Origin of the sequence: Halomonas sp. YLGW01 (genome assembly GCF_014840935.1) — a bacterium.
GTDB lineage: Bacteria > Pseudomonadota > Gammaproteobacteria > Pseudomonadales > Halomonadaceae > Onishia.
Genome location: NZ_CP062005.1, coordinates 210843 through 233604, shown reverse-complemented (window position 1 = coordinate 233604; position 22762 = coordinate 210843). Strand labels below are relative to the sequence as shown.

14 protein-coding genes, 4 tRNA genes and 2 rRNA genes are annotated in these 22762 nt (G+C 61.3%); all 20 read right to left on the bottom strand.

All coding sequences use genetic code 11. The features are described from left to right. Nucleotides 1-31: 31 nt before the first annotated feature. The gene (tuf, locus tag IEJ03_RS01100) at nt 32-1225 is read right to left on the bottom strand and encodes an elongation factor Tu (protein WP_192035920.1); all 1194 of its coding nucleotides are present in this window, start codon (nt 1223-1225) and stop codon (nt 32-34) included. A 29-nt stretch (nt 1226-1254) separates the two neighbouring features. Beyond that, nucleotides 1255-3375, bottom strand: a complete 2121-nt coding sequence (fusA, locus tag IEJ03_RS01095) for an elongation factor G (protein ID WP_192035919.1) — start codon at nt 3373-3375, stop codon at nt 1255-1257. Between the two features lie 63 nt (nt 3376-3438). Beyond that, entirely contained in the window at nt 3439-3909 is a 471-nt protein-coding gene (gene rpsG, locus IEJ03_RS01090; RefSeq protein WP_192035918.1) for a 30S ribosomal protein S7, read from the bottom strand. A gap of 130 nt (nt 3910-4039) precedes the next feature. Continuing rightward, the gene (gene rpsL / locus IEJ03_RS01085) at nt 4040-4414 is read right to left on the bottom strand and encodes a 30S ribosomal protein S12 (protein WP_092527252.1); all 375 of its coding nucleotides are present in this window, start codon (nt 4412-4414) and stop codon (nt 4040-4042) included. A 150-nt stretch (nt 4415-4564) separates the two neighbouring features. Continuing rightward, on the bottom strand, nt 4565-8782 hold the full coding sequence (gene rpoC, locus IEJ03_RS01080) for a DNA-directed RNA polymerase subunit beta' (protein WP_192035917.1): 4218 nt from the start codon (nt 8780-8782) through the stop codon (nt 4565-4567). Between the two features lie 120 nt (nt 8783-8902). Further along, nucleotides 8903-12979, bottom strand: a complete 4077-nt coding sequence (rpoB, locus tag IEJ03_RS01075) for a DNA-directed RNA polymerase subunit beta (protein ID WP_192035916.1) — start codon at nt 12977-12979, stop codon at nt 8903-8905. Between the two features lie 234 nt (nt 12980-13213). Continuing rightward, complete coding sequence (gene rplL / locus IEJ03_RS01070) at nt 13214-13585, bottom strand: 50S ribosomal protein L7/L12 (RefSeq protein ID WP_192035915.1); 372 nt, start codon at nt 13583-13585, stop codon at nt 13214-13216. A 92-nt stretch (nt 13586-13677) separates the two neighbouring features. Next, the gene (gene rplJ / locus IEJ03_RS01065) at nt 13678-14181 is read right to left on the bottom strand and encodes a 50S ribosomal protein L10 (RefSeq protein WP_192035914.1); all 504 of its coding nucleotides are present in this window, start codon (nt 14179-14181) and stop codon (nt 13678-13680) included. Between the two features lie 257 nt (nt 14182-14438). Next, on the bottom strand, nt 14439-15131 hold the full coding sequence (rplA, locus tag IEJ03_RS01060; protein ID WP_192035913.1) for a 50S ribosomal protein L1: 693 nt from the start codon (nt 15129-15131) through the stop codon (nt 14439-14441). Nucleotides 15132-15133: 2 nt separating this feature from the next. Beyond that, on the bottom strand, nt 15134-15565 hold the full coding sequence (gene rplK, locus IEJ03_RS01055) for a 50S ribosomal protein L11 (RefSeq protein ID WP_092845433.1): 432 nt from the start codon (nt 15563-15565) through the stop codon (nt 15134-15136). A 128-nt stretch (nt 15566-15693) separates the two neighbouring features. After that, complete coding sequence (gene nusG / locus IEJ03_RS01050; protein ID WP_192035912.1) at nt 15694-16227, bottom strand: transcription termination/antitermination protein NusG; 534 nt, start codon at nt 16225-16227, stop codon at nt 15694-15696. An 8-nt stretch (nt 16228-16235) separates the two neighbouring features. Further along, the gene (secE, locus tag IEJ03_RS01045; protein ID WP_192035911.1) at nt 16236-16604 is read right to left on the bottom strand and encodes a preprotein translocase subunit SecE; all 369 of its coding nucleotides are present in this window, start codon (nt 16602-16604) and stop codon (nt 16236-16238) included. Nucleotides 16605-16675: 71 nt separating this feature from the next. After that, nucleotides 16676-16751: transfer RNA gene (locus tag IEJ03_RS01040), tRNA-Trp, on the bottom strand. Nucleotides 16752-16895: 144 nt separating this feature from the next. Further along, a tRNA-Thr gene (locus tag IEJ03_RS01035) sits at nt 16896-16970 on the bottom strand. Nucleotides 16971-16991: 21 nt separating this feature from the next. Then, nucleotides 16992-17065: transfer RNA gene (locus IEJ03_RS01030), tRNA-Gly, on the bottom strand. A 47-nt stretch (nt 17066-17112) separates the two neighbouring features. Beyond that, nucleotides 17113-17196, bottom strand: a tRNA-Tyr gene (locus tag IEJ03_RS01025). 108 nt (nt 17197-17304) lie between these two features. Continuing rightward, nucleotides 17305-18144, bottom strand: coding sequence for a type III pantothenate kinase (locus IEJ03_RS01020; RefSeq protein ID WP_192035910.1), 840 nt, complete (start codon nt 18142-18144; stop codon nt 17305-17307). Beyond that, on the bottom strand, nt 18141-19121 hold the full coding sequence (locus IEJ03_RS01015; protein WP_192035909.1) for a biotin--[acetyl-CoA-carboxylase] ligase: 981 nt from the start codon (nt 19119-19121) through the stop codon (nt 18141-18143). The genes IEJ03_RS01020 and IEJ03_RS01015 overlap by 4 nt, the downstream gene beginning before the upstream one ends. A gap of 450 nt (nt 19122-19571) precedes the next feature. Beyond that, nucleotides 19572-19687: ribosomal RNA gene (gene rrf / locus IEJ03_RS01010) — 5S ribosomal RNA — on the bottom strand. Nucleotides 19688-19802: 115 nt separating this feature from the next. Beyond that, nucleotides 19803-22688 (bottom strand): 23S ribosomal RNA (locus tag IEJ03_RS01005). Nucleotides 22689-22762: the final 74 nt, after the last annotated feature.

Here is a 22762-nt window from a genome sequence, read left to right as displayed (position 1 = left end):
GCCCCCTTCGATCATCGGGTGAGCCTAAGGCTTACTTGACGATCTTGGCGACAACACCGGCGCCGACGGTACGGCCGCCTTCGCGAACGGCGAAGCGCAGGCCGTCTTCCATGGCGATCGGTGCGATCAGGGTGACGGTCATCTTGACGTTGTCACCCGGCATCACCATCTCGACGCCTTCCGGCAGCTCACAGGTACCGGTCACATCGGTGGTACGGAAGTAGAACTGCGGACGGTAGCCCTTGAAGAACGGAGTGTGACGACCACCCTCGTCCTTGGACAGCACGTAGATTTCGGCTTCGAAAACGGTGTGCGGAGTGATGGTACCCGGCTTGGCCAGGACCTGGCCACGCTCGACGTCGTCACGCTTGGTGCCACGCAGCAGGGCGCCGACGTTCTCGCCAGCACGACCTTCGTCGAGCAGCTTGCGGAACATCTCGACACCGGTAACGGTGGTCTTGACGGTGTCCTTGAGGCCGACGATCTCGACTTCTTCGCCCGCCTTGACGACGCCACGCTCGACACGACCGGTCACAACGGTACCGCGGCCGGAGATGGAGAACACGTCCTCGATCGGCATCAGGAACGGCTGATCGATAGCGCGCTCCGGCTCCGGAATATACGCGTCCAGGGCCTTGATCAGGTTGGCAACGGCGGTGGTACCCATGCCGTTGTCGTCCTTGCCTTCCAGGGCCATCAGCGCAGAGCCGATGATGATCGGGGTGTCGTCACCCGGGAAGTCGTACTCGCTCAGGAGTTCACGCACTTCCATCTCGACCAGCTCGAGCAGCTCTTCGTCGTCGACCATGTCGGCCTTGTTCAGGAACACGACGATGAACGGCACACCGACCTGACGCGAGAGCAGGATGTGCTCGCGAGTCTGCGGCATGGGGCCGTCGGCAGCGGAACAGACCAGGATAGCGCCGTCCATCTGGGCAGCACCGGTGATCATGTTCTTGACGTAGTCAGCGTGACCCGGGCAGTCGACGTGCGCGTAGTGACGCTCTTCGGACTGGTATTCCACGTGAGCGGTGGAGATGGTGATACCGCGCTCACGCTCTTCCGGGGCGTTGTCGATGGAGTCGAACGCACGAGCGTCGCCACCGAAGACTTCTGCAGAAACGCGGGTCAGGGCCGCGGTCAGCGTGGTCTTGCCGTGGTCAACGTGACCGATGGTGCCGACGTTGATATGCGGTTTGGAACGTTCGAATTTTTCCTTAGCCACTGCTATAACCTCTTTACGTTAGCTAACGGTTAACCGTTCTGGTTGATGACGGCTTCCACGATGCTGGAGGGCGCCTCGTCGTACTTCGCAAACTCCATGGAGTAGCTTGCACGGCCCTGGGTCTGAGAACGTAGATCGGTTGCGTAACCGAACATCTCAGCCAGCGGCACCATTGCGCGGATGGTCTTCCCGGAGGAAGTATCATCCATGCCCTGCACCAGACCGCGACGACGGTTAAGATCGCCCATGACGTCACCCATGAATTCCTCGGGGGTCACGACTTCGACCTTCATCATCGGCTCCAGCAGCACGGCCTTGGCCTTCTTGGCACCTTCTTTGATCGCCATGGAAGAAGCGATCTTGAACGCGGTCTCGTTAGAGTCCACGTCATGGTAGGAACCATCGTACAGCGTGACCTTGACGTCGATCATCGGGTAACCCGCGATGACACCGTTCTGCAGCTGTTCATAGGCCCCTTTCTCGACAGCAGGCACGTATTCCTTCGGAACCACGCCGCCGACGATCTCGGACGAAAACTTGAAGTGCATCTCCTCGTCGTCGCCCTTGTCTTCCTCGGTCAGCGGTTCGATGCGCAGATACACATGACCGAACTGACCGCGGCCGCCTGACTGACGAACAAACTTGCCTTCCTGTTCGACGCTGTGACGGATGGTCTCGCGATAGGCGACCTGCGGCTTGCCGATGTTGGCATCGACCTTGAACTCGCGACGCATGCGGTCAACGATGATGTCGAGGTGCAGCTCACCCATGCCGGAGATGATGGTCTGGCCGGTTTCCTCGTCGGTCTTGACCTGGAAGGACGGATCCTCCTGAGCCAGCTTGCCGAGGGCGACGCCCATCTTCTCCTGGTCGGCCTTGGACTTCGGCTCAACGGCGACCGAGATCACCGGATCCGGGAACTCCATGCGCTCGAGCACGATCTTGTCGGTCAGGTCGCACAGGGTATCACCGGTGGTGACATCCTTCAGGCCGATGCAGGCGGCGATGTCGCCGGCCAGGACTTCCTTGATCTCTTCGCGAGAGTTGGAGTGCATCTGGACGATACGACCGACACGCTCCTTCTTGCTCTTCACAGAGTTGAAGACGCTGTCGCCAGACTTCAAGACCCCGGAATACACACGGATGAAGGTCAGGGTGCCAACGAACGGGTCGGTGGCGATCTTGAAGGCCAGCGCGGCGAAGGGCGCACTGTCATCGGCCTCACGGGTCGCGATGGTGCCGTCCTTGTCGTCCAGCTCACCCTCGATGGCCTTGACCTCGGTGGGTGACGGCATGTACTCGATGACGCCATCCAGCACGGCCTGCACGCCCTTGTTCTTGAACGCGGAGCCACAGGTCACCAGGACGATTTCGTTGTCGAGGGTACGACGACGCAGACCGGCCTTGATCTCCTCGATGGACAGCTCGCCCTCTTCGAGGTACTTGTCCATCAGCTCTTCGGAGGCCTCGGCGGCGGCTTCGACCATCTCTTCGCGGTACTTCTCGGCGGTCTCCTGGAGCTCGGCCGGGATGTCAACCAGGTCATAGTTCATGCCGTGGTTGTCTTCGTCCCACAGGATCGCCTTCATCTGCAGCAGATCGACGACGCCCTTGAACTCGTCCTCGGCGCCCCAGTTGATCTGGATCGGCACCGCATTGGCGTTCAGGCGGGTCTTCAGCTGGTCGAGGACCATGAAGAAGTCGGCGCCGGCACGGTCCATCTTGTTGACGAACACCATACGCGGAACTTCGTACTTGTTGGCCTGGCGCCAGACGGTCTCGGTCTGCGGCTGCACACCGGAGCTACCACACAGCACGACGACCGCACCGTCGAGCACACGCAGGGAACGTTCGACTTCGATGGTGAAGTCAACGTGTCCCGGGGTGTCGATGATGTTGATGCGGTGCTCATCGAACTGCTTGTTCATGCCCTGCCAGAAGCAGGTGGTCGCCGCGGAGGTGATGGTGATACCACGCTCCTGCTCCTGCTGCATCCAGTCCATGGTGGCTGCGCCATCATGGACCTCGCCGACCTTGTGGGACAGGCCGGTGTAGAACAGGACACGCTCGGTAGTGGTGGTCTTCCCGGCGTCGACGTGGGCAACGATACCGATATTACGGTAACGCTTAAGCGGTGTCTTACGTGCCACGATGGAATTCCCCGTTGGTTGGAGGCGCCCAGACATATAGGCGCCTCGTGTTGCGAAGCCTGCTTAGAAGCGGTAGTGCGAGAAGGCCTTGTTGGCCTCCGCCATGCGGTGCACGTCTTCGCGCTTCTTCACGGCCGAGCCCTTGCCTTCGGCGGCATCGAGCATCTCACCGGCCAGACGCTGCACCATGGTCTTTTCACCACGGTTACGAGCAGCGTCGGCCAGCCAGCGCATGGCCAGCGCCTGACGGCGTGAGGGACGGACTTCCACGGGCACCTGGTAGGTAGCACCACCGACACGACGAGATTTCACCTCGACCATGGGCTGGATGGTTTCCAGCGCCTTGTCGAAGATCTCCAGCGGGTCATCATTGCTGCGCTCGGACACACGGTCCAGGGCGCCATAGACGATACGTTCAGCTACAGACTTCTTGCCGCTGATCATGAGGTGGTTCATGAACTTTGCCAGGCGCTCGCTTCCGAACTTCGGATCCGGGAGGATTTCGCGCTTCGCAGCAACTCTTCTTCTAGGCATGATAAGCCCTCAAAACTAAGGGGTCCTTCAGGTAAACCCGAGACTGGCACGGGACTCGCCCGCGACGCTCGACCTTACTCTTATCAGACCGATGCAATTTGGTATGTGGCGTTCCGGCGTCGAGCGTCCCTTAGGACTTCGGACGCTTGGTGCCGTACTTGGAACGGCCCTGCTTACGGTTCTGGACACCGGAGGTGTCGAGAGCGCCGCGGACGGTGTGATAACGCACACCCGGCAAGTCCTTCACTCGGCCGCCGCGAATCAGCACGACAGAGTGTTCCTGCAGGTTGTGACCCTCACCACCGATGTAGGAGGAGACCTCGTACCCGTTGGTCAGACGAACACGGCACACCTTACGCAGTGCGGAGTTCGGCTTCTTCGGGGTAGTGGTGTAAACGCGGGTGCAAACCCCGCGACGTTGCGGGCAGGCCTGCAGCGCCGGCACGTCGCTCTTGACGACGGGACGCTTGCGCGGCTTGCGCACGAGCTGGTTGATAGTTGCCATGGTCTGTAGCTGACTCCAATGGTTGCCTTGGCCTTTCGATAGCGAGCGCGGGCGTACCCACCCCACTATTAAAGGCTGCGCATTCTACTGTCTCGGAGCGATCGGCGTCAAGACCGGCGCCATGAGGCGCCGATCTTGAGCAGGCTCCGGTTAGATCTCGTCGTCATCCGCGTCGAGGGCGGTGAGCTGGGCGCCCAGCTCCTGCTCGACGTCCTGGGCCGACGGGTGGAGCACACGCTCGGCGTCTTCACGACGACGGCGACGCTCCGCGTGGTGGGTCAGGCCGGTACCGGCCGGGATCAAGCGTCCCACCACCACGTTTTCCTTCAGGCCGCGCAGGTAATCGCGCTTGCCGGTCACCGCCGCTTCGGTCAGCACCCGCGTGGTCTCCTGGAAGGAGGCCGCGGAGATGAACGACTCGGTGGCGAGGCTCGCCTTGGTGATACCCAGCAGCAGGCGGTTGTACTTGGCCGGGAACTTGCCGTCCTGCTCCAGGCGGGCGTTCTGCTCGAGCACGCGCACCACCTCGACCTGATCACCGGTGATGAAGTCGGAATCGCCGGCATCGGTGATCTCGACCTTGCGCAGCATCTGACGCACGATCACTTCGATGTGCTTGTCGTTGATGCCCACACCCTGGAGGCGATAGACCTCCTGCACCTCGGCGGTGATGTACTTGGCCAGCTCGCTGACGCCCAGCAGGCGCAGGATGTCGTGCGGGTTGCTGGGGCCATCGGAGATGACCTCGCCCTTCTCGACCGTCTCGCCCTCGAAGACCGCGATCTGACGCCATTTCGGGATCAGCATCTCGAACGGATCGCCATCGGCCGGGGTGATCGTCAGACGACGCTTGCCCTTGGTCTCCTTGCCGAAGCTGAGCACGCCGCTGATCTCGGCGAGGATCGCCGATTCCTTGGGCTTACGGGCTTCGAACAGGTCGGCCACGCGGGGCAGACCACCGGTGATGTCCTTGTTGCCGGTGGCTTCCACCGGAATACGGGCCACCACCTCGCCGACACCGACGCTGGCACCGTTCTCGATCGAGACGATGGCCTTGCCGGGCAGCAGGTACTGCACCGGGGTGTTGGAGCCCGGCAGCGAGATGTGCTGGCCGGCATCGTCGGCGAGCATGATCATCGGACGCTTGTCACGGCCGGAGGCCGGACGCGCGGCGGACTCGATCACCTCGATGGAGGACAGGCCGGTCATCTCGTCCACGCTGCGGTGGATGGAGACGCCCTCGTCCATGTCGATGTACTGCGCCTTGCCCTCGACCTCGGCGACGATCGGGTGGGTGTGCGGGTCCCACTTGGCGACGGTCTGGCCACCATCGACCAGCTCGCCGTCCTTGACCGACAGCTCGGCACCGTAGGGCAGCTTGTAGTACTCGCGCTCGCGACCGTGCTCGTCGGCGACGGCCAGGGCGCTGGAGCGGGAGACCACTACCAGCTTGCCGTCGGCACGCTCCACCGACTTGATGTTGTGCAGGCGCACCTTGCCGCCGTGCTTGACCTGTACGCTGTCCACGGCGGAAGCCCGGGAGGCCGCGCCACCGATGTGGAAGGTACGCATGGTCAGCTGGGTACCCGGCTCACCGATCGACTGGGCGGCGATGACGCCGACCGCTTCACCGGTGTTGACCTGGTGACCGCGCGCCAGGTCACGACCGTAGCAGGACGAGCAGACGCCGTGGGCGGTGTCACAGGTGATGGTCGAGCGCACCACGATCTCGTCGACGCCCATGGTGTCGAGCTCGGCACACCAGGCCTCGTCGAGCAGGGTGCCACGCGCGATCAGCACTTCGTCGCTGGCCGGATCGACCACGTCCTGCGCGACCACGCGGCCCAGCACACGCTGCGCCAGGGAGACGATGATGTCGCCACCCTCGATGACCGGGTGCAGGGTCAGGCCGTTCTCGGTGCCACAGTCGGCCTCGGTGATCACCAGATCCTGCGCCACGTCGACCAGACGACGGGTCAGGTAACCGGAGTTGGCGGTCTTGAGGGCCGTATCCGCCAGACCCTTACGGGCACCGTGGGTGGAGATGAAGTACTGGAGTACGTTCAGGCCCTCACGGAAGTTGGCGGTGATCGGCGTCTCGATGATCGAGCCATCCGGCTTAGCCATCAGGCCACGCATGCCCGCCAGCTGACGGATCTGGGCGGCGCTACCACGAGCACCGGAGTCGGCCATGATGAAGACGCTGTTGAAGGAGTCCTGCTCGACCTCTTCCCCGTCACGGTTGACCACGCTCTCCTTGGAGATGCCGGTCATCATCGCCTTGGCGACCTTGTCGTTGGCCTTGGACCAGATATCGATGACCTTGTTGTACTTCTCGCCCGCGGTCACCAGACCGGAGGAGAACTGGTCCTCGATTTCCTTCACCTCGTCCTCGGCGGCATCGACGATGCCCTTCTTGGCATCGGGGATGACGAAGTCGTTGACGCCGATCGAGGCGCCGGACCAGGTGGCCATGCGGAAGCCGGTGTACATCAGCTGGTCAGCGAAGACCACGGCGTCCTTGAGGCCGGTACGGCGGTAGACCTCGTTGATCAGGCCGGAGATCGCCTTCTTCTTCATCGGCTGGTCGACCAGCTCGAAGGGCGCGCCCTTGGGCAGGATGCGGAACAGCATTGCGCGGCCAACGGTGGTGTCGTAGATCGAGGTACGCTCGATCAGTTCACCGCCCTCTTCCTCGGGCAGGAACTCGGTCAGACGGACCTTGACCCGGGCGTGCATGGAGACGCTCTGGGTGCCGAAGGCGCGCTCGACCTCCTTGAGGTCTGAGAAGATCATGCCTTCGCCCTTGGCGTTGATCTTCTCGCGGGTCATGTAATACAGACCCAGCACCACGTCCTGGGACGGCACGATGATCGGATCACCGTTGGCCGGCGACAGCACGTTGTTGGTGGCCATCATCAGCGCACGGGCTTCGAGCTGGGCTTCCAGGGTCAGCGGTACGTGGACCGCCATCTGGTCACCGTCGAAGTCGGCGTTGTAGGCAGCACAGACCAGCGGGTGCAGCTGGATGGCCTTGCCTTCGATCAGCAGCGGCTCGAAGGCCTGGATGCCCAGACGGTGCAGGGTCGGGGCGCGGTTCAGCAGCACCGGGTGTTCGCGGATGACGTCGGCGAGGATGTCCCACACCTCCGGCAGCTCGCGCTCGACCATCTTCTTGGCGGCCTTGATGGTGGACGCCTGGCCACTGGACTGCAGCTTGGAATAGATGAACGGCTTGAACAGCTCGAGCGCCATCTTCTTCGGCAGGCCGCACTGGTGCAGACGCAGGGTCGGACCCACGGTGATCACGGAACGACCGGAGTAGTCGACGCGCTTGCCCAGCAGGTTCTGACGGAAGCGACCCTGCTTACCCTTGATCATGTCAGCAAGCGACTTCAGCGGACGCTTGTTGGAGCCGGTGATGGCACGACCGCGACGACCGTTGTCGAGCAGCGCGTCCACGGACTCCTGCAGCATGCGCTTCTCGTTGCGCACGATGATGTCCGGCGCGTTGAGATCAAGCAGGCGCTTGAGGCGGTTGTTGCGGTTGATCACGCGACGGTACAGATCGTTGAGATCCGAGGTCGCGAAACGACCACCGTCCAGCGGCACCAGCGGACGCAGGTCCGGCGGCAGCACCGGCAGCACTTCCATGACCATCCAGGCCGGCGCATTGCCCGACTTGGAGAAGGCCTCGAGCAGCTTGAGGCGCTTGGACAGCTTCTTGATCTTGGTTTCGGAGTTGGTCTGCGGGATTTCCTCGCGCAGATGATTGATCTCCTCCTCCAGATCGATGTCCTTGAGCAGCGCCTGCACGGCCTCAGCACCCATGCGGGCGTCGAAGTCGTCACCGAACTCCTCGAGGGCCTCGAAGTACTGCTCGTCGTTGAGCAGCTGACCACGCTCGAGGGTGGTCATGCCCGGGTCGACGACCACGAAGCTTTCGAAGTAGAGCACACGCTCGATGTCGCGCAGGGTCATGTCCAGGAACATGCCGATGCGGGACGGCAGCGATTTCAGGAACCAGATGTGCGCCACCGGGCTGGCCAGTTCGATGTGGCCCATGCGCTCGCGGCGAACCGCGGCCTTGGTGACCTCGACGCCACACTTCTCGCAGATGATGCCGCGGTGCTTCATGCGCTTGTACTTGCCGCACAGGCACTCGTAATCCTTCACCGGGCCAAAGATCTTGGCGCAGAACAGGCCGTCACGCTCCGGCTTGAAGGTACGGTAGTTGATGGTCTCGGGCTTCTTCACCTCGCCGTAAGACCAGGAGCGGATCAGGTCCGGTGACGCGAGAGTGATCTTGATCGCGTCGAACTCTTCGGACTGTGCCTGCGACTTGAGAACTTTAACCAAATCTTTCATAGGTCGGCTCCGTTGCGGAGTTGTCATAGGCGGGGGCGGCGTACTGCCCGCCCCCGCGGACCATCTTTCTCGAGCACTGTCGTGAGTACTGTCGCCAGTACTGACTCAAGTCCCGGGTGCTTAGCCTTCCAGCTCGATGTCGATGCCCAGCGAGCGGATTTCCTTCACCAATACGTTGAAGGATTCCGGCATGCCCGCCTGCATGGTGTGATCGCCATCCACGATGCTCTTGTACATCTTGGTACGACCTTCCACGTCATCGGACTTGACCGTGAGCATCTCCTGGAGGGTATAGGCAGCACCGTAGGCTTCCAGGGCCCAGACCTCCATCTCACCGAAGCGCTGACCACCGAACTGCGCCTTGCCGCCCAGCGGCTGCTGGGTGACCAGGGAGTAGGAGCCCGTGGAGCGCGCGTGCATCTTGTCGTCGACCAGGTGGTTGAGCTTCAGCATGTACATGTAGCCCACCGTGACCGGACGGTCGAAGGACTCGCCGGTACGCCCGTCGTAGAGCGTCATCTGACCGGAATCCGGCAGATCGGCCAGGGACAGCAGATGCTTGATCTCATGCTCCTTGGCACCGTCGAAGACCGGCGTGGCCATCGGCACGCCACCCTTGAGGTTCTTCGCCAGAGCAATCACCTCGTCGTCGGACAGCGAGCTGATGTCCTCGAGCCGCGCCCCCTCGGTGTTGTAGACCTGGCCGAGGAACTCGCGCAGCTGGCCGACCTGCTGTTCGCGGGCCTCGCGCAGCATGTGCTCGATCTTGACGCCAAGGCCACGGGCCGCCATGCCCAGGTGAGTCTCGAGGATCTGACCGACGTTCATGCGCGATGGCACGCCCAGCGGGTTCAGGACCACGTCGACCGGCTCACCGCCACCGTCGAAGGGCATGTCCTCGATCGGCATGATCGCGGAGATGACACCCTTGTTACCGTGACGGCCGGCCATCTTGTCGCCCGGCTGGATGCGACGCTTGACCGCCATGTAGACCTTGACGATCTTGAGCACGCCCGGCGCTAGGTCGTCGCCCTGGGTCAGCTTGCGTTTCTTGTCCTCGAAGCGCTCGTCCATCTCCTTGCGACGGTTCTCGAGCTGTTCGTCGGCCTGGGCCAGCAGCTCGTTGAGCGACTCGTCCTGCAGGCGCAGCTTGAACCACTGCTGACGCGGCAGCTCCTCGAGGTACTCCTCGGAGAGCACGTCGTCCTTCTTGAGCTTGGGCCCACCATTGACCGGCTGACCGGACAGGGTGCGCTTCAGGCGCTCGAAGGTCGCGTCTTCGGCGATGCGGTAGGTCTCCTGAAGATCCTTGCGCACCTCGTCGAGCTGCATCTGCTCGATGGACAGGGCGCGGGAATCCTTCTCGACGCCGTCGCGGGTGAAGACCTGGACGTCGATGACCGTCCCCTTCATGCCGGTCGGGGCACGCAGGGAAGTATCCTTCACGTCGGAGGCCTTCTCACCGAAGATCGCACGTAGCAGCTTCTCTTCCGGTGTGAGCTGGGTCTCGCCCTTGGGCGTGACCTTGCCGACCAGGATGTCGCCCGGACCGACCTCGGCGCCGATGTAGACCACGCCGGCCTCATCGAGCTTGCCAAGCGCGGACTCACCGACGTTGGGAATGTCCGAGGTGATCTCCTCGGCGCCCAGCTTGGTGTCGCGAGACACGCAGGTCAGTTCCTGGATATGGATGGTGGTGAAGCGATCTTCCTGCACCACGCGCTCCGAGAACAGGATGGAGTCCTCGAAGTTGTAGCCGTTCCAGGGCATGAAGGCGATGCGCATGTTCTGGCCGAGCGCCAGGTCGCCCATGTCGACGGACGGGCCGTCGGCAAGGATGTCGTCCTTCGACACCTGATCCCCCGGGCGCACGATCGGGCGCTGGTTCATGCAGGTGTTCTGGTTCGAACGGGTGTACTTGGTGAGGTTGTAGATATCGACGCCGGCTTCGCCGCCGATGATCTCGTCCTCGTTGACCCGCACCACCACGCGACGGGCATCGACCGAATCGATCACGCCACCGCGGCGCGCCACGGCGCAGACACCGGAGTCACGGGCGACGAAGCGCTCCATGCCGGTACCGACCAGCGGCTTGTCGGCGCGCAGGGTCGGCACCGCCTGACGCTGCATGTTGGCACCCATCAGGGCGCGGTTGGCGTCATCGTGCTCGAGGAACGGGATCAGGGCCGCGGCCACGGACACCACCTGTCGCGGTGACACGTCCATCATGGTGACCTTGTCCGGTGCCATGAAGGTGGTCTCGCCGCGGTGACGCACCTGCACCAGGTCGTCGACCAGCTGGCCGTTCTCGTCCACGGTGGCCGAGGCCTGGGCGATGACGAAGTTGCCCTCCTCGATCGCCGACAGCTGCACCACCTCGTCGGTGATCTGTCCGTCCACCACCTTGCGGTACGGGGTCTCGAGGAAGCCGTAGCTGTTGGTGTGGCTGTAGGTGGCCAGCGAGTTGATCAGGCCGATGTTCGGGCCTTCCGGGGTCTCGATCGGGCACAGGCGACCGTAGTGAGTCGCGTGAACGTCACGCACCTCGAAGCCGGCGCGCTCACGGGTCAGGCCGCCCGGGCCGAGGGCCGAGACGCGACGCTTGTGGGTGACCTCGGACAGCGGGTTGTTCTGGTCCATGAACTGCGAGAGCTGGGAGGAGCCGAAGAACTCCTTCACCGCCGCCGCGACCGGCTTGGCGTTGATCAGGTCCTGCGGCATCAGGCCTTCGCTTTCGGCCATGGACAGGCGTTCCTTGACCGCACGCTCGACGCGCACCAGGCCGACGCGGAACTGGTTCTCGGCCATCTCGCCGACGCAGCGAATGCGGCGGTTGCCCAGATGGTCGATATCATCGACGTCGCCAAAGCCGTTGCGGATCGCAATCAGCTCCTTGAGCACGTCGAGGATGTCGCCGTTGTCGAGTACGCCGGAGCCGGTGTCGGACTCGCGACGCAGGCGACGGTTGAACTTCATCCGGCCGACGCCCGACAGGTCGTAGCGGTCTTCGGTGAAGAACAGGTTGTGGAACAGCGTCTCGGCGGCTTCCTTGGTGGGCGGCTCGCCGGGGCGCATCATGCGGTAGATCTCGACCAGGGCCTCGAGCTGGCTGCGCGTGCTGTCCAGCTTCAGGGTGTCGGAGATGAAGGGACCGCAGTCCAGGTCATTGGTGTAGAGCGTCTGGAGCGAGGTGATGCCGGCGGTGGCCAGCTTCTCGAGCAGCTCCGGAGTGATCTCGGAGTTGCACTCGCAGATCAGCTCGCCGGTCTTCGGATCGACCTGATCCTTGGCCAGCGTCTTGCCGTACAGGTACTCCATCGGCACCTCGAGACGCTCGAGGCCCGACTTTTCCATCTGCCGGATATGCTTCTGGGTGATGCGACGGCCTTCCTCGACGATCACGCTGCCATCGGCATCCTTGATGTCGAAGGTCGCGGTCTCGCCGCGCAGGCGCGACGGCACCAGCTCCACCGAGAACCCGCTCTTCTCGATATGGAAGGTGCTGGTCTCGAAGAAGTTGTCGAGGATCTCCTCGGCGCTCATGCCCAGCGCGCGCAGCAGCACGGACGCCGGCAGCTTGCGGCGACGGTCGATGCGCACGAAGACGTTGTCCTTGGGATCGAACTCGAAGTCGAGCCAGGAACCGCGGTAGGGAATGACCCGCGCGGAGTACAGCAGCTTGCCAGAGGAGTGGCTCTTGCCCTTGTCATGGTCGAAGAACACACCCGGCGAGCGATGCAGCTGGGAGACGATGACACGCTCGGTACCGTTGACCACGAAGGTACCGTTCTCGGTCATCAGGGGGATCTCCCCCATGTAGACTTCCTGCTCCTTGATATCCTTGATCGCCTTGTTGGATGACTCGCGATCGTAGATGATCAGACGTACCTTGACGCGCAGCGGTGCCGAATAGGTGACCCCGCGCAGCTGACATTCCTTGACGTCGAAGGCCGGCGTGCCGAAACGGTAGCTGACATACTCGAGAGCAGCGTTGCCCGAGAAGCTCTCGATCGGGAATACGGACTTGAAGGCGGCGTGCAGGCCGAGCTCGAGCCGCTCTTCCGGCGAGCGATCCTGCTGGAGGAAGTCGTAGTAGGAATCAAGCTGGATGGCCAGCAAGTAGGGCACATCCATCACTTGGGGCAGTTTGCCGAAATCCTTGCGGATGCGTTTTTTCTCAGTGTATGAGTAAGCCATCTGTATTCCCCAGCTTGTTCACCATGGGTGACCGATGCGTGTCGGCGCCACCCGACGGGATGGGTCCCGTCAGGCGCTGACGGCAAGCCCCCTCGTGGAAGCTCGCCGTCGGAATTCGGCTAGCGGCGGCGCATTGAATGCGGGCGGCTAGTAACAACAGAAAAAGGCCGGTAGCGGGAAGCCCGCCACCAGCCGTGGAAGCTTACGCAGCGCGTGAAGCCGTGGGCACAAGAATTACTTGAGCTCCACGCTCGCGCCGGCTTCTTCCAGCTTCTTCTTCGCTTCTTCAGCGTCGTCCTTGGACATCGCTTCCTTGATGGTCGCCGGCGCGCCGTCGACGGCACCCTTGGCTTCCTTCAGGCCGAGACCAGTGATCTCGCGGACGGCCTTGATGACGTTGACTTTCTTGTCGCCAGCGCCGGTCAGCACCAGGTCAAATTCAGTCTGCTCTTCTTCAGCAGCGGCGTCAGCGCCACCCGGGCCGGCGACGACGGCAGCAGCCGCGCTCACGCCGAACTTCTCTTCCATCGCTTCGATCAGCTCAGCCACTTCCATGACGGACATGTCGGCGACGGCGTTGATGATGTCTTCTTTGGTCAGTGCCATGTTCAATTTCCTAGACTTTGCGGAGCCTCGGCCAGGGGACCAAGTGCTCATGATTCAATGGTCGGTTCAGGCTATCAGGAGAAGCGCGCCAATCAGGCGGCCGCTTCTTCCTTCTGATCGCGCAGCGCAGCGAGAGTACGAACCAGCTTACCGGCAGAAGCTTCCTTCATGACGGACATCAGCTTGGCGATCGCCTCATCGCGGGTCGGCAGCGTGGCCAGACGGTCAAGATCGGAAGCCGGGATGAACTCGCCTTCGTATGCCAGCGCCTTGACTTCGAAGTCCTTCTGACCCTTGGCGAACTCCTTGAACAGGCGGGCGGCTGCGCCCGGATGCTCGTAGGAGAAGGCCAGCATGGTCGGACCGGAGAAGGTCTCGTCCAGAATCTCCCAGGGAGTTCCGGACAGGGCGCGGCGTGCCAGGGTGTTGCGGACAACACGGATCTGCACGCCATTCTCGCGCGCCTGCTTGCGCAGGTCGGTCATGGCACTAACGGCCACACCGCGAGAATCGGCAACTACGACGGAGAGAGCGTCCTTAGCGGCCTCACTGACCTCGGCAACAATTGCCTTCTTGCCTTCGAGAGCTAGTGGCACAGTGATCACTCCTTCGTGCCGGGACGCAAAGACTCACGCCTCTGTGTCCCGGGGGTTACCATCTCCCCTCACCTAATGGCGAGGAGGCTTGGGTGATGGTGCACACCAGTGACTGGCGGCCACACCATCTGCGCAGGCTTCCCCGGAGGGAGATTAAGCCGCCCCTCGCATGCGAGGGGCAACACCTGCGGTCTTTGACGGCGCCCCGGCCTTCACGAGGAAGGATGGGGACCGCAAAGTATCTTTGGCTGCGTCGATCACGCGAATGCGGAGTGATCGACGGTCAGACCCGGACCCATGGTGGTGGACAGGGTCAGCTTCTTGAAATACACACCCTTGGAAGTGCTGGGCTTGAGACGCTTGAGGTCAGCGACCAGCGCTTCCAGGTTGCCGCGGATATCGTCAGCCGCGAAATCCACCTTACCCAGAGTAGTGTGGATGATGCCGTTCTTGTCGGTACGGAAACGCACCTGACCGGCCTTGGCGTTCTTGACCGCAGTCGCAACGTCAGGGGTCACTGTACCGACCTTCGGGTTCGGCATCAGGCCACGCGGGCCGAGAATCTGACCCAGCTGACCGACGACGCGCATGGCGTCCGGCGAGGCGATGACCACATCGAAGTCGAGCTGGCCTTTCTTGACCTGCTCGGCCAGGTCGTCCATGCCGACGATATCGGCACCGGCTTCCTTGGCGGCATCAACGTTGGCACCCTGGGTGAACACGGCGACGCGAACATCCTTGCCGGTACCGTTGGGCATGACGGTAGCGCCACGCACGACCTGGTCGGATTTCCGCGGATCAACGCCCAGGTTGATGGCCACGTCCAGGGATTCCTTGAACTTGACGGTGGACAGCTCGTTGAGCAGTGCCACGGCGTCTTCCAGGGAGTAGACCTTGGTAGCGTCGACTTGCTCTTTGATCTTCAGAGCGCGCTTGGACAGTTTAGCCATGATCAGAGACCCTCCACGTTGAGGCCCATGCTGCGGGCGCTACCGGCAATGGTACGCACCGCGGCATCAAGATCAGCAGCCGTCAGATCCGGCTCCTTGGTCTTGGCGATCTCTTCGAGCTGCTCGCGGGTCACGGTACCGACCTTGGTCTTGTTCGGCTCACCAGAGCCGGACTTGATGCCAGCGGCCTTCTTCAGCAGGACGGCGGCGGGCGGCGTCTTGGTGATGAAGGTGAAGCTGCGGTCGGAGTAGACGGTGATGACGACCGGCGTCGGCAGGCCCGGCTCGATATCCTGGGTCTCGGCGTTGAACGCCTTACAGAACTCCATGATATTGACGCCGTGCTGACCCAGCGCGGGGCCCACGGGAGGACTCGGGTTAGCTTTACCAGCTGCGACCTGCAGCTTGATGTAAGCCTGTACTTTCTTGGCCATGATAGGACTCCAGTTGGGTGCAAGCGCCTTGCGGCTCCCCGGTTGAATGGCCGCCTGAGCGACCTGGTTACTGCTTGATCACACAGGCGCGCGATCACGCCGAGGCGATCGCGCGCCGAGGCCGAGAATCAGTCCTTCTCGACCTGGGAAAATTCGAGCTCGACAGGGGTCGCCCGACCGAAGATCAGCACGCTGACCTGGACGCGACTCTTCTCGTAGTTGACCTCTTCGACCACCCCATTGAAGTCGGCGAAGGGGCCATCGATGACGCGCACAGACTGACCCGGCTCGAAGACGGTCTTCGGCCGCGGCTTGTCGGTGCCGTCCTGGACACGACGCAGAATGGCATCGGCCTCTTTCTGACTGATCGGCGCCGGCTTTTCCTTGGTGCCGCCGATAAAGCCCAGCACCCGCGGCGTCTCATTAACCAGATGCCAGGTCGCGTCGTCCATCTCCATCTCGACCAGCACATAGCCGGGATAGAACTTGCGCTCACTCTTGCGGCGCTTGCCGTCGCGCATCTCGACCACTTCTTCGGTCGGCACCAGAATCTCGCCGAAGCGATCTTCCATGCCATACATCTTCACGCGCTCGATGAGCGAGCGCATGACATGCTTTTCGAAGCTGGAGTAGGCATGCACGACATACCAACGCTTGGACATGGAATCTCCTAACCAATGACGCCGGACATCGCCCAGCCAAGAAGGGTATCAATCAGCCACAGCATCAGACCAACCACCAGCACCGCCACCATCACGATCGCGGTGGTCTGGATGGTTTCTTGGCGGGTCGGCCAGACGACGCGCTGAATTTCCTTGCGCGCACTGCGGGCCAGCTCCAGGAGATTGCGCCCCTTGGTGGTGGTCAGCGCCACACCAGCGGCACCCGCACACAAGGCAACGACGCCCAGCACACGATAGAGCAGAGCCTGATCGGCGAAATAAGAGTTACCGACAACGGCAACGACTACCAGAGAGACGACAACCGCCCACCTGAGCCCGTCGTGGCGCGACTCCTGCACCTCGGCGTTTTGTTTCATGCGAACGAGACTCCTCAGGGTGCAGCAATCGAAACATGAAAAATATGAGATATCACCAGCCTGGGGAAGACTGGCAGGCCAGGAGGGAATCGAACCCCCAACCTGCGGTTTTGGAGACCGCTGCTCTGCCAATTGAGCTACTGGCCTGTATCAACGCTTTCACCGAATACCCTTTGCAGGCATCCCGTGAACAGCGGGCGCCATCATAGCGAAAGCACCCCTGCCTGACAACCCCCAGCATGCCGCCGGAGGAAAAAGAAAAGGCGAGCTTGTGGCTCGCCTTTTCTAATATGGAGCTCGTGGGCGGATTTGAACCGCCGACCTCACCCTTACCAAGGGTGTGCTCTACCCCTGAGCTACACGAGCGAAACACATTACAGCAAAAACTGGAGCGGGCAGCGGGGATCGAACCCGCATCATCAGCTTGGAAGGCTGAGGTTCTACCATTGAACTATGCCCGCCTGCCCGCTCTTACCACCGAATCGACTACAGGCGCTTCGGCTAAATCTGGTGGAGGGGGAAGGATTCGAACCTTCGAAGCTTTCGCGGCAGATTTACAGTCTGCTCCCTTTGGCCACTCGGGAACCCCTCCGAATCACGCGGTAAATTCTACCACTTTTCGCAACAATGTCAAGCGCTTATCTAACTTTTTCCGAACCGTGGCCCGGTAACGCTTGCCCTGCGAACGCGCTGCATTTTGTCAAAGCAGCATGGAGAATGCAAGGCTTGCACGAATTTTTTCCAGCGCTACTGGCGCCGGCACCTCAGGTGCGCCTGACAGGCGCCCCGCGCGCTCGGCGGCCGTCTGCGGAAAACAGGCCTCCAGGCCGCCATAGACCATGTCCGGCCACAAGGCATGAGGCACCCGGATCCCTCGAGAGACCACCCGCGCATCCCCGCCGGTCAGAATCAGCGGCAGCGCCACCCCCTCGCGATCGCAGACTTCGCCATAGATCCGGTTCACGGCACTGACCGCGGCCATGTAGATGCCATGATTGACCGCCTCGACGGTATTGCACCCCGGCGCCAAGAGCTCATCGGCCTCGCTGTCCGGGTCGATTGCCACATTGCGGGTCCCGAGCTTGAGACTCTCCTTCATCAACCGCAGGCCGGGCAGGATATAGCCACCCAGATGGCGCCCGCCGGGCAGCACGAAATCGATTGTGATCGCACTGCCACAGTCCACCGTGCAGCAGGCGCCGGCCAGATGGTAGCTGGCCAGGGCTCCCAGCCAACGGTCCACGCCGAGCCGACCAGGGTCGTCGTAGCCGTTGACCACCCCCAGCGCCTCTCGGACCGGCCTGGCCACGTGCACCACGCCGACCTCATGCCGCAGGAGCTCGACGGTTTCCTTGAGCACCTTCTGACGGGCTACGCTGGAGATCCGCACCGCCCTCACCACATCCAGGTCGGGAATATCCGAGCCGGGACGCCACTCTTCGCGCGTCCAGACCGCGCCGCGGGAACGGATCTCGCTGTTCACGCTGTCCTTGAGACGCCACTTCGACAGGGTGTTGCCAATATCCAGGTCCAGAATCATGAATGGCCACGCACGCTGATTTCACCGCTCGCCAAGGACTGGCGCTCTCCGTCCTGCCACACGATCAGGTTACCGGCAGTATCGACCCCCTCAGCTACCGCTGACTGGCGACGCGACCCCTGAATGATATCGATGGCCTGGCCGGCGTGAGCATGACGCGCGTTCCAGGCTTTCTGCCAGGCCCCGAAGCCCTCAGCCTCGAAACGCGGCAGCAGGACCAGCAGGGCATCGATGAGGTCCGCCGCCAGACGGTTACGGGTAACGTCGGGCTGCTGATCATGCACCGCCGCGACGGGCTGATCGATGTCCTGACGCATGGCCTCGGGGAGAGAGACATTGATGCCGAGTCCGATCACCACCTCACAGGGCCCCGACAGGTCGCCGCTGACCTCGAGCAGGATGCCGGCGAGCTTCCGGGACGGGCCCTGGCCTAGCACCAGGACATCATTAGGCCACTTGAGCGCCACCTCGACGCCATGGCGCTCAAGCACCTCGGCAAGCGCGACCCCCACAGCCAGACTCAAGCCCTCCAGGGCCGCGGCGCCGGACTCGAACCGCCAGCCCAGCGACAGCAGCAGTCCGCGCCCCCAGGGGCAGGCCCAGGCGCGTCCCCGGCGCCCACGCCCGGCACTCTGCGCCTCGCTCAGACAGACCTCTCCATGACCGGCGCCCTGCTCGAACCGCTCTCGCAGGTAACGGTTGGTCGAGGGCAGGCTCTCTTCGATGAACAGCCGCGTCAGTCGCTGGCGACTATCACGGGAGAGTTCGGCGACGATCGCCGGCCCGTCCAGCAGTTCGATGGGATCGGCCAGGCGATAACCCAACCCCTTGACTGCCTCCAGAGGGATATCCATTGCCTCGAGCTTCTTGAGCTGCTTCCACACCGCAGTACGGGATACGCCCAGACGCTCACCCAACTGCTCGCCGGAGTGAAAGTCACCGTCACTCAACAAGCGAATCAGTTCACCGATGGTCATGCGCACCTTCCCGCCGCAAAAACCGCCATTCTAGCGGATGGCTGCTGCCCCCGGAAATCTTCTCGACCAAAGTTGCGCCCTCCCCTGCTCAAGCCGATGAGTGAACGAGCCGCTCATACGAACAACAATCCGACGACTGACACTGCCAGCCAAACCGGAGGCAGCACCAGAGGCAAGCTGAAAAACGGCAGACGGCCCTTTTCTACGCCTTGAGGCCTGACGCCCACGCGCATGCAGCTCATGCATGAGTAGGCAGATACCAAAAACCCCGGCCCGCGTTAGCGGCCGGGGTTCAAGAGAATCGTCTGAGCAAGGTCAGGAAAGATCAGGCCAGCGCACCACAGCGATGCCTCGGCGCCCTGCTGGGGAGCGGTCTGGAGGAGCGTTGTCGACCGTCCAGACATGAAAAAACCCCGGCCTCTGGGAGACCGGGGTTTTCTCTGAATAAGTGCCTGACGATGACCTACTCTCGCATGGAGAAGCTCCACACTACCATCGGCGCTAAGCGGTTTCACTTCCGAGTTCGGCATGGGATCGGGTGGTTCACGCTCGCTATGGTCGTCAGGCGAAACGGGTTGATGAGTCGCCGTGGCGGCTCATCGCAATATGAAATCATGCTGACGAGATGCGTCTCGCGTATCCGTCAATTGTGCGCGTCATGCGCAGACCCCTTGGGGTTATATGGTCAAGCCTCACGGGCCATTAGTACACGTTAGCTCAACGCCTTGCAGCGCTTCCACACCGTGCCTATCAACCAGCTCGTCTTGCTGGGCCCTTCAGGAGGCTTACGCCTCGGGGAAGTCTCATCTTGAAGGGGGCTTCCCGCTTAGATGCTTTCAGCGGTTATCCCGTCCGCACTTAGCTACCCGGCAATGCCACTGGCGTGACAACCGGAACACCAGAGGTGCGTCCACTCCGGTCCTCTCGTACTAGGAGCAGCACTTCTCAAACTTCCAACGCCCACGGCAGATAGGGACCGAACTGTCTCACGACGTTCTAAACCCAGCTCGCGTACCACTTTAAATGGCGAACAGCCATACCCTTGGGACCGACTTCAGCCCCAGGATGTGATGAGCCGACATCGAGGTGCCAAACACCGCCGTCGATGTGAACTCTTGGGCGGTATCAGCCTGTTATCCCCGGAGTACCTTTTATCCGTTGAGCGATGGCCCTTCCATACAGAACCACCGGATCACTAGAACCTACTTTCGTACCTGCTCGACGTGTCTGTCTCGCAGTTAAGCACCCTTATGCTCTTGCACTCACTGCACGATTTCCAACCGTGCTGAGGGTACCTTCGTGCTCCTCCGTTACTCTTTGGGAGGAGACCGCCCCAGTCAAACTACCCACCACACACTGTCCTCGATCCGGATAACGGACCGGAGTTAGAACGCCAATGATGCCAGGCTGGTATTTCAAGGTTGGCTCCACTGCAGCTAGCGCCACAGTTTCCAAGCCTCCCAGCTATCCTACACAAGCAACATCAGCGTCCAGTGTGAAGCTATAGTAAAGGTTCACGGGGTCTTTCCGTCTAGCCGCGGGTACACAGCATCTTCACTGCGATTTCAATTTCACTGAGTCTCGGGTGGAGACAGCGTGGCCATCATTACGCCATTCGTGCAGGTCGGAACTTACCCGACAAGGAATTTCGCTACCTTAGGACCGTTATAGTTACGGCCGCCGTTTACCGGGGCTTCGATCAGGAGCTTCGCCGAAGCTAACACCATCAATTAACCTTCCGGCACCGGGCAGGCGTCACACCCTATACGTCCGCTTACGCGTTGGCAGAGTGCTGTGTTTTTAATAAACAGTTGCAGCCACCTGGTATCTTCGACCGCTTCACGCTTAGGGAGCGAGTCCCATCACGTTAATGCGGCGTGCCTTCTCCCGAAGTTACGGCACCATTTTGCCTAGTTCCTTCACCCGAGTTCTCTCAAGCGCCTTGGTATTCTCTACCTGACCACCTGTGTCGGTTTGGGGTACGGTTCCACAGTATCTGAAGCTTAGAGGCTTTTCCTGGAAGCGTGGCATCGATGACTTCCAGACCGTAGTCTGTTCGTCTCGTCTCTCGGCCTTAGGGTACCGGATTTACCTGATCCCCCAGCCTACTGACTTTCACCAGGACAACCAACGCCTGGCTCACCTAGCCTTCTTCGTCCCCCCATCGCAATACTGTGAAGTACGGGAATATTGACCCGTTTCCCATCGACTACGCCTTTCGGCCTCGCCTTAGGGGCCGACTCACTCTGCTCCGATTAGCGTCGAACAGAAACCCTTGGTCTTCCGGCGGGGGAGTTTTTCACTCCCCTTGTCGTTACTCATGTCAGCATTCGCACTCGTGATACCTCCAGCATGCTTCTCAACACACCTTCATTGGCTTACACGACGCTCCTCTACCGCTCGCCATTCGGCGAACCCGTAGCTTCGGTACCTGGTTTAGCCCCGTTACATCTTCCGCGCAGGCCGACTCGACTAGTGAGCTATTACGCTTTCTTTAAAGGATGGCTGCTTCTAAGCCAACCTCCTAGCTGTCTGAGCCTTCCCACATCGTTTCCCACTTAACCAGGATTTGGGGACCTTAGCTGACGGTCTGGGTTGTTTCCCTTTTCACAACGGACGTTAGCACCCGCTGTGTGTCTCCCACGCTGCACTCACCGGTATTCGGAGTTTGCCTCGGGTTGGTAAGTCGGGATGACCCCCTAGCCGAAACAGTGCTCTACCCCCGGCGGTGATACGTGAGGCGCTACCTAAATAGCTTTCGAGGAGAACCAGCTATCTCCGGGCTTGATTAGCCTTTCACTCCGATCCACAGGTCATCTCAGCATTTTTCAACATACTTGAGTTCGGTCCTCCAATTGATGTTACTCAATCTTCAACCTGCCCATGGATAGATCGCCCGGTTTCGGGTCTATTTCCAGCGACTGGTCGCCCAGTTAAGACTCGGTTTCCCTACGCCTCCCCTATACGGTTAAGCTCGCCACTGAAAATAAGTCGCTGACCCATTATACAAAAGGTACGCGGTCACAGAACGAGTCTGCTCCCACTGCTTGTACGCATACGGTTTCAGGATCTATTTCACTCCCCTCTCCGGGGTTCTTTTCGCCTTTCCCTCACGGTACTGGTTCACTATCGGTCAGTCAGGAGTATTTAGCCTTGGAGGATGGTCCCCCCGTCTTCAGTCAAGGTTTCTCGTGCCCCGACCTACTCGATTTCACACCAATCAGATTTCGACTACGGGGCTATCACCCTGTATCGCGTGGTTTCCCAACCACTTCGTCTATCAGTCATGGTGCTTAAGGGCTGGTCCCCGTTCGCTCGCCGCTACTAGGGGAATCTCGGTTGATTTCTTTTCCTCAGGGTACTTAGATGTTTCAGTTCCCCTGGTTCGCCTCCCAACACCTATGTATTCAGTGTGGGATACCCAAGTTACCTTGGGTGGGTTTCCCCATTCAGAAATGTCCGGGTCGCAGGTTGTTTGCCACCTCGCCGAACCTTATCGCAGGCTTCCACGTCTTTCATCGCCTCTGACTGCCTAGGCATCCACCGTATGCGCTTCATCGCTTGACCATATAACCCGAAAGGGTCTGATCCGCGATGACGTCACGACAATTGCCGGATACGCTTGAGACGTATCTCGTGCT

Excerpts from the sequence above, each read along its gene's own strand:
- rpsG (WP_192035918.1), bottom strand. The coding sequence starts at position 3,909 with ATGCCTAGAAGAAGAGTTGCTGCGAAGCGCGAAATCCTCCCGGATCCG.
- rpsL (WP_092527252.1), bottom strand. The coding sequence starts at position 4,414 with ATGGCAACTATCAACCAGCTCGTGCGCAAGCCGCGCAAGCGTCCCGTC.
- rplK (WP_092845433.1), bottom strand. The coding sequence starts at position 15,565 with ATGGCCAAGAAAGTACAGGCTTACATCAAGCTGCAGGTCGCAGCTGGT.
- secE (WP_192035911.1), bottom strand. The coding sequence starts at position 16,604 with ATGAAACAAAACGCCGAGGTGCAGGAGTCGCGCCACGACGGGCTCAGG.
- IEJ03_RS01020 (WP_192035910.1), bottom strand. The coding sequence starts at position 18,144 with ATGATTCTGGACCTGGATATTGGCAACACCCTGTCGAAGTGGCGTCTC.
- rplL (WP_192035915.1), bottom strand. The coding sequence starts at position 13,585 with ATGGCACTGACCAAAGAAGACATCATCAACGCCGTCGCCGACATGTCC.
- rpoB (WP_192035916.1), bottom strand. The coding sequence starts at position 12,979 with ATGGCTTACTCATACACTGAGAAAAAACGCATCCGCAAGGATTTCGGC.
- rpoC (WP_192035917.1), bottom strand. The coding sequence starts at position 8,782 with ATGAAAGATTTGGTTAAAGTTCTCAAGTCGCAGGCACAGTCCGAAGAG.
- IEJ03_RS01015 (WP_192035909.1), bottom strand. The coding sequence starts at position 19,121 with ATGACCATCGGTGAACTGATTCGCTTGTTGAGTGACGGTGACTTTCAC.
- nusG (WP_192035912.1), bottom strand. The coding sequence starts at position 16,227 with ATGTCCAAGCGTTGGTATGTCGTGCATGCCTACTCCAGCTTCGAAAAG.
- rplA (WP_192035913.1), bottom strand. The coding sequence starts at position 15,131 with ATGGCTAAACTGTCCAAGCGCGCTCTGAAGATCAAAGAGCAAGTCGAC.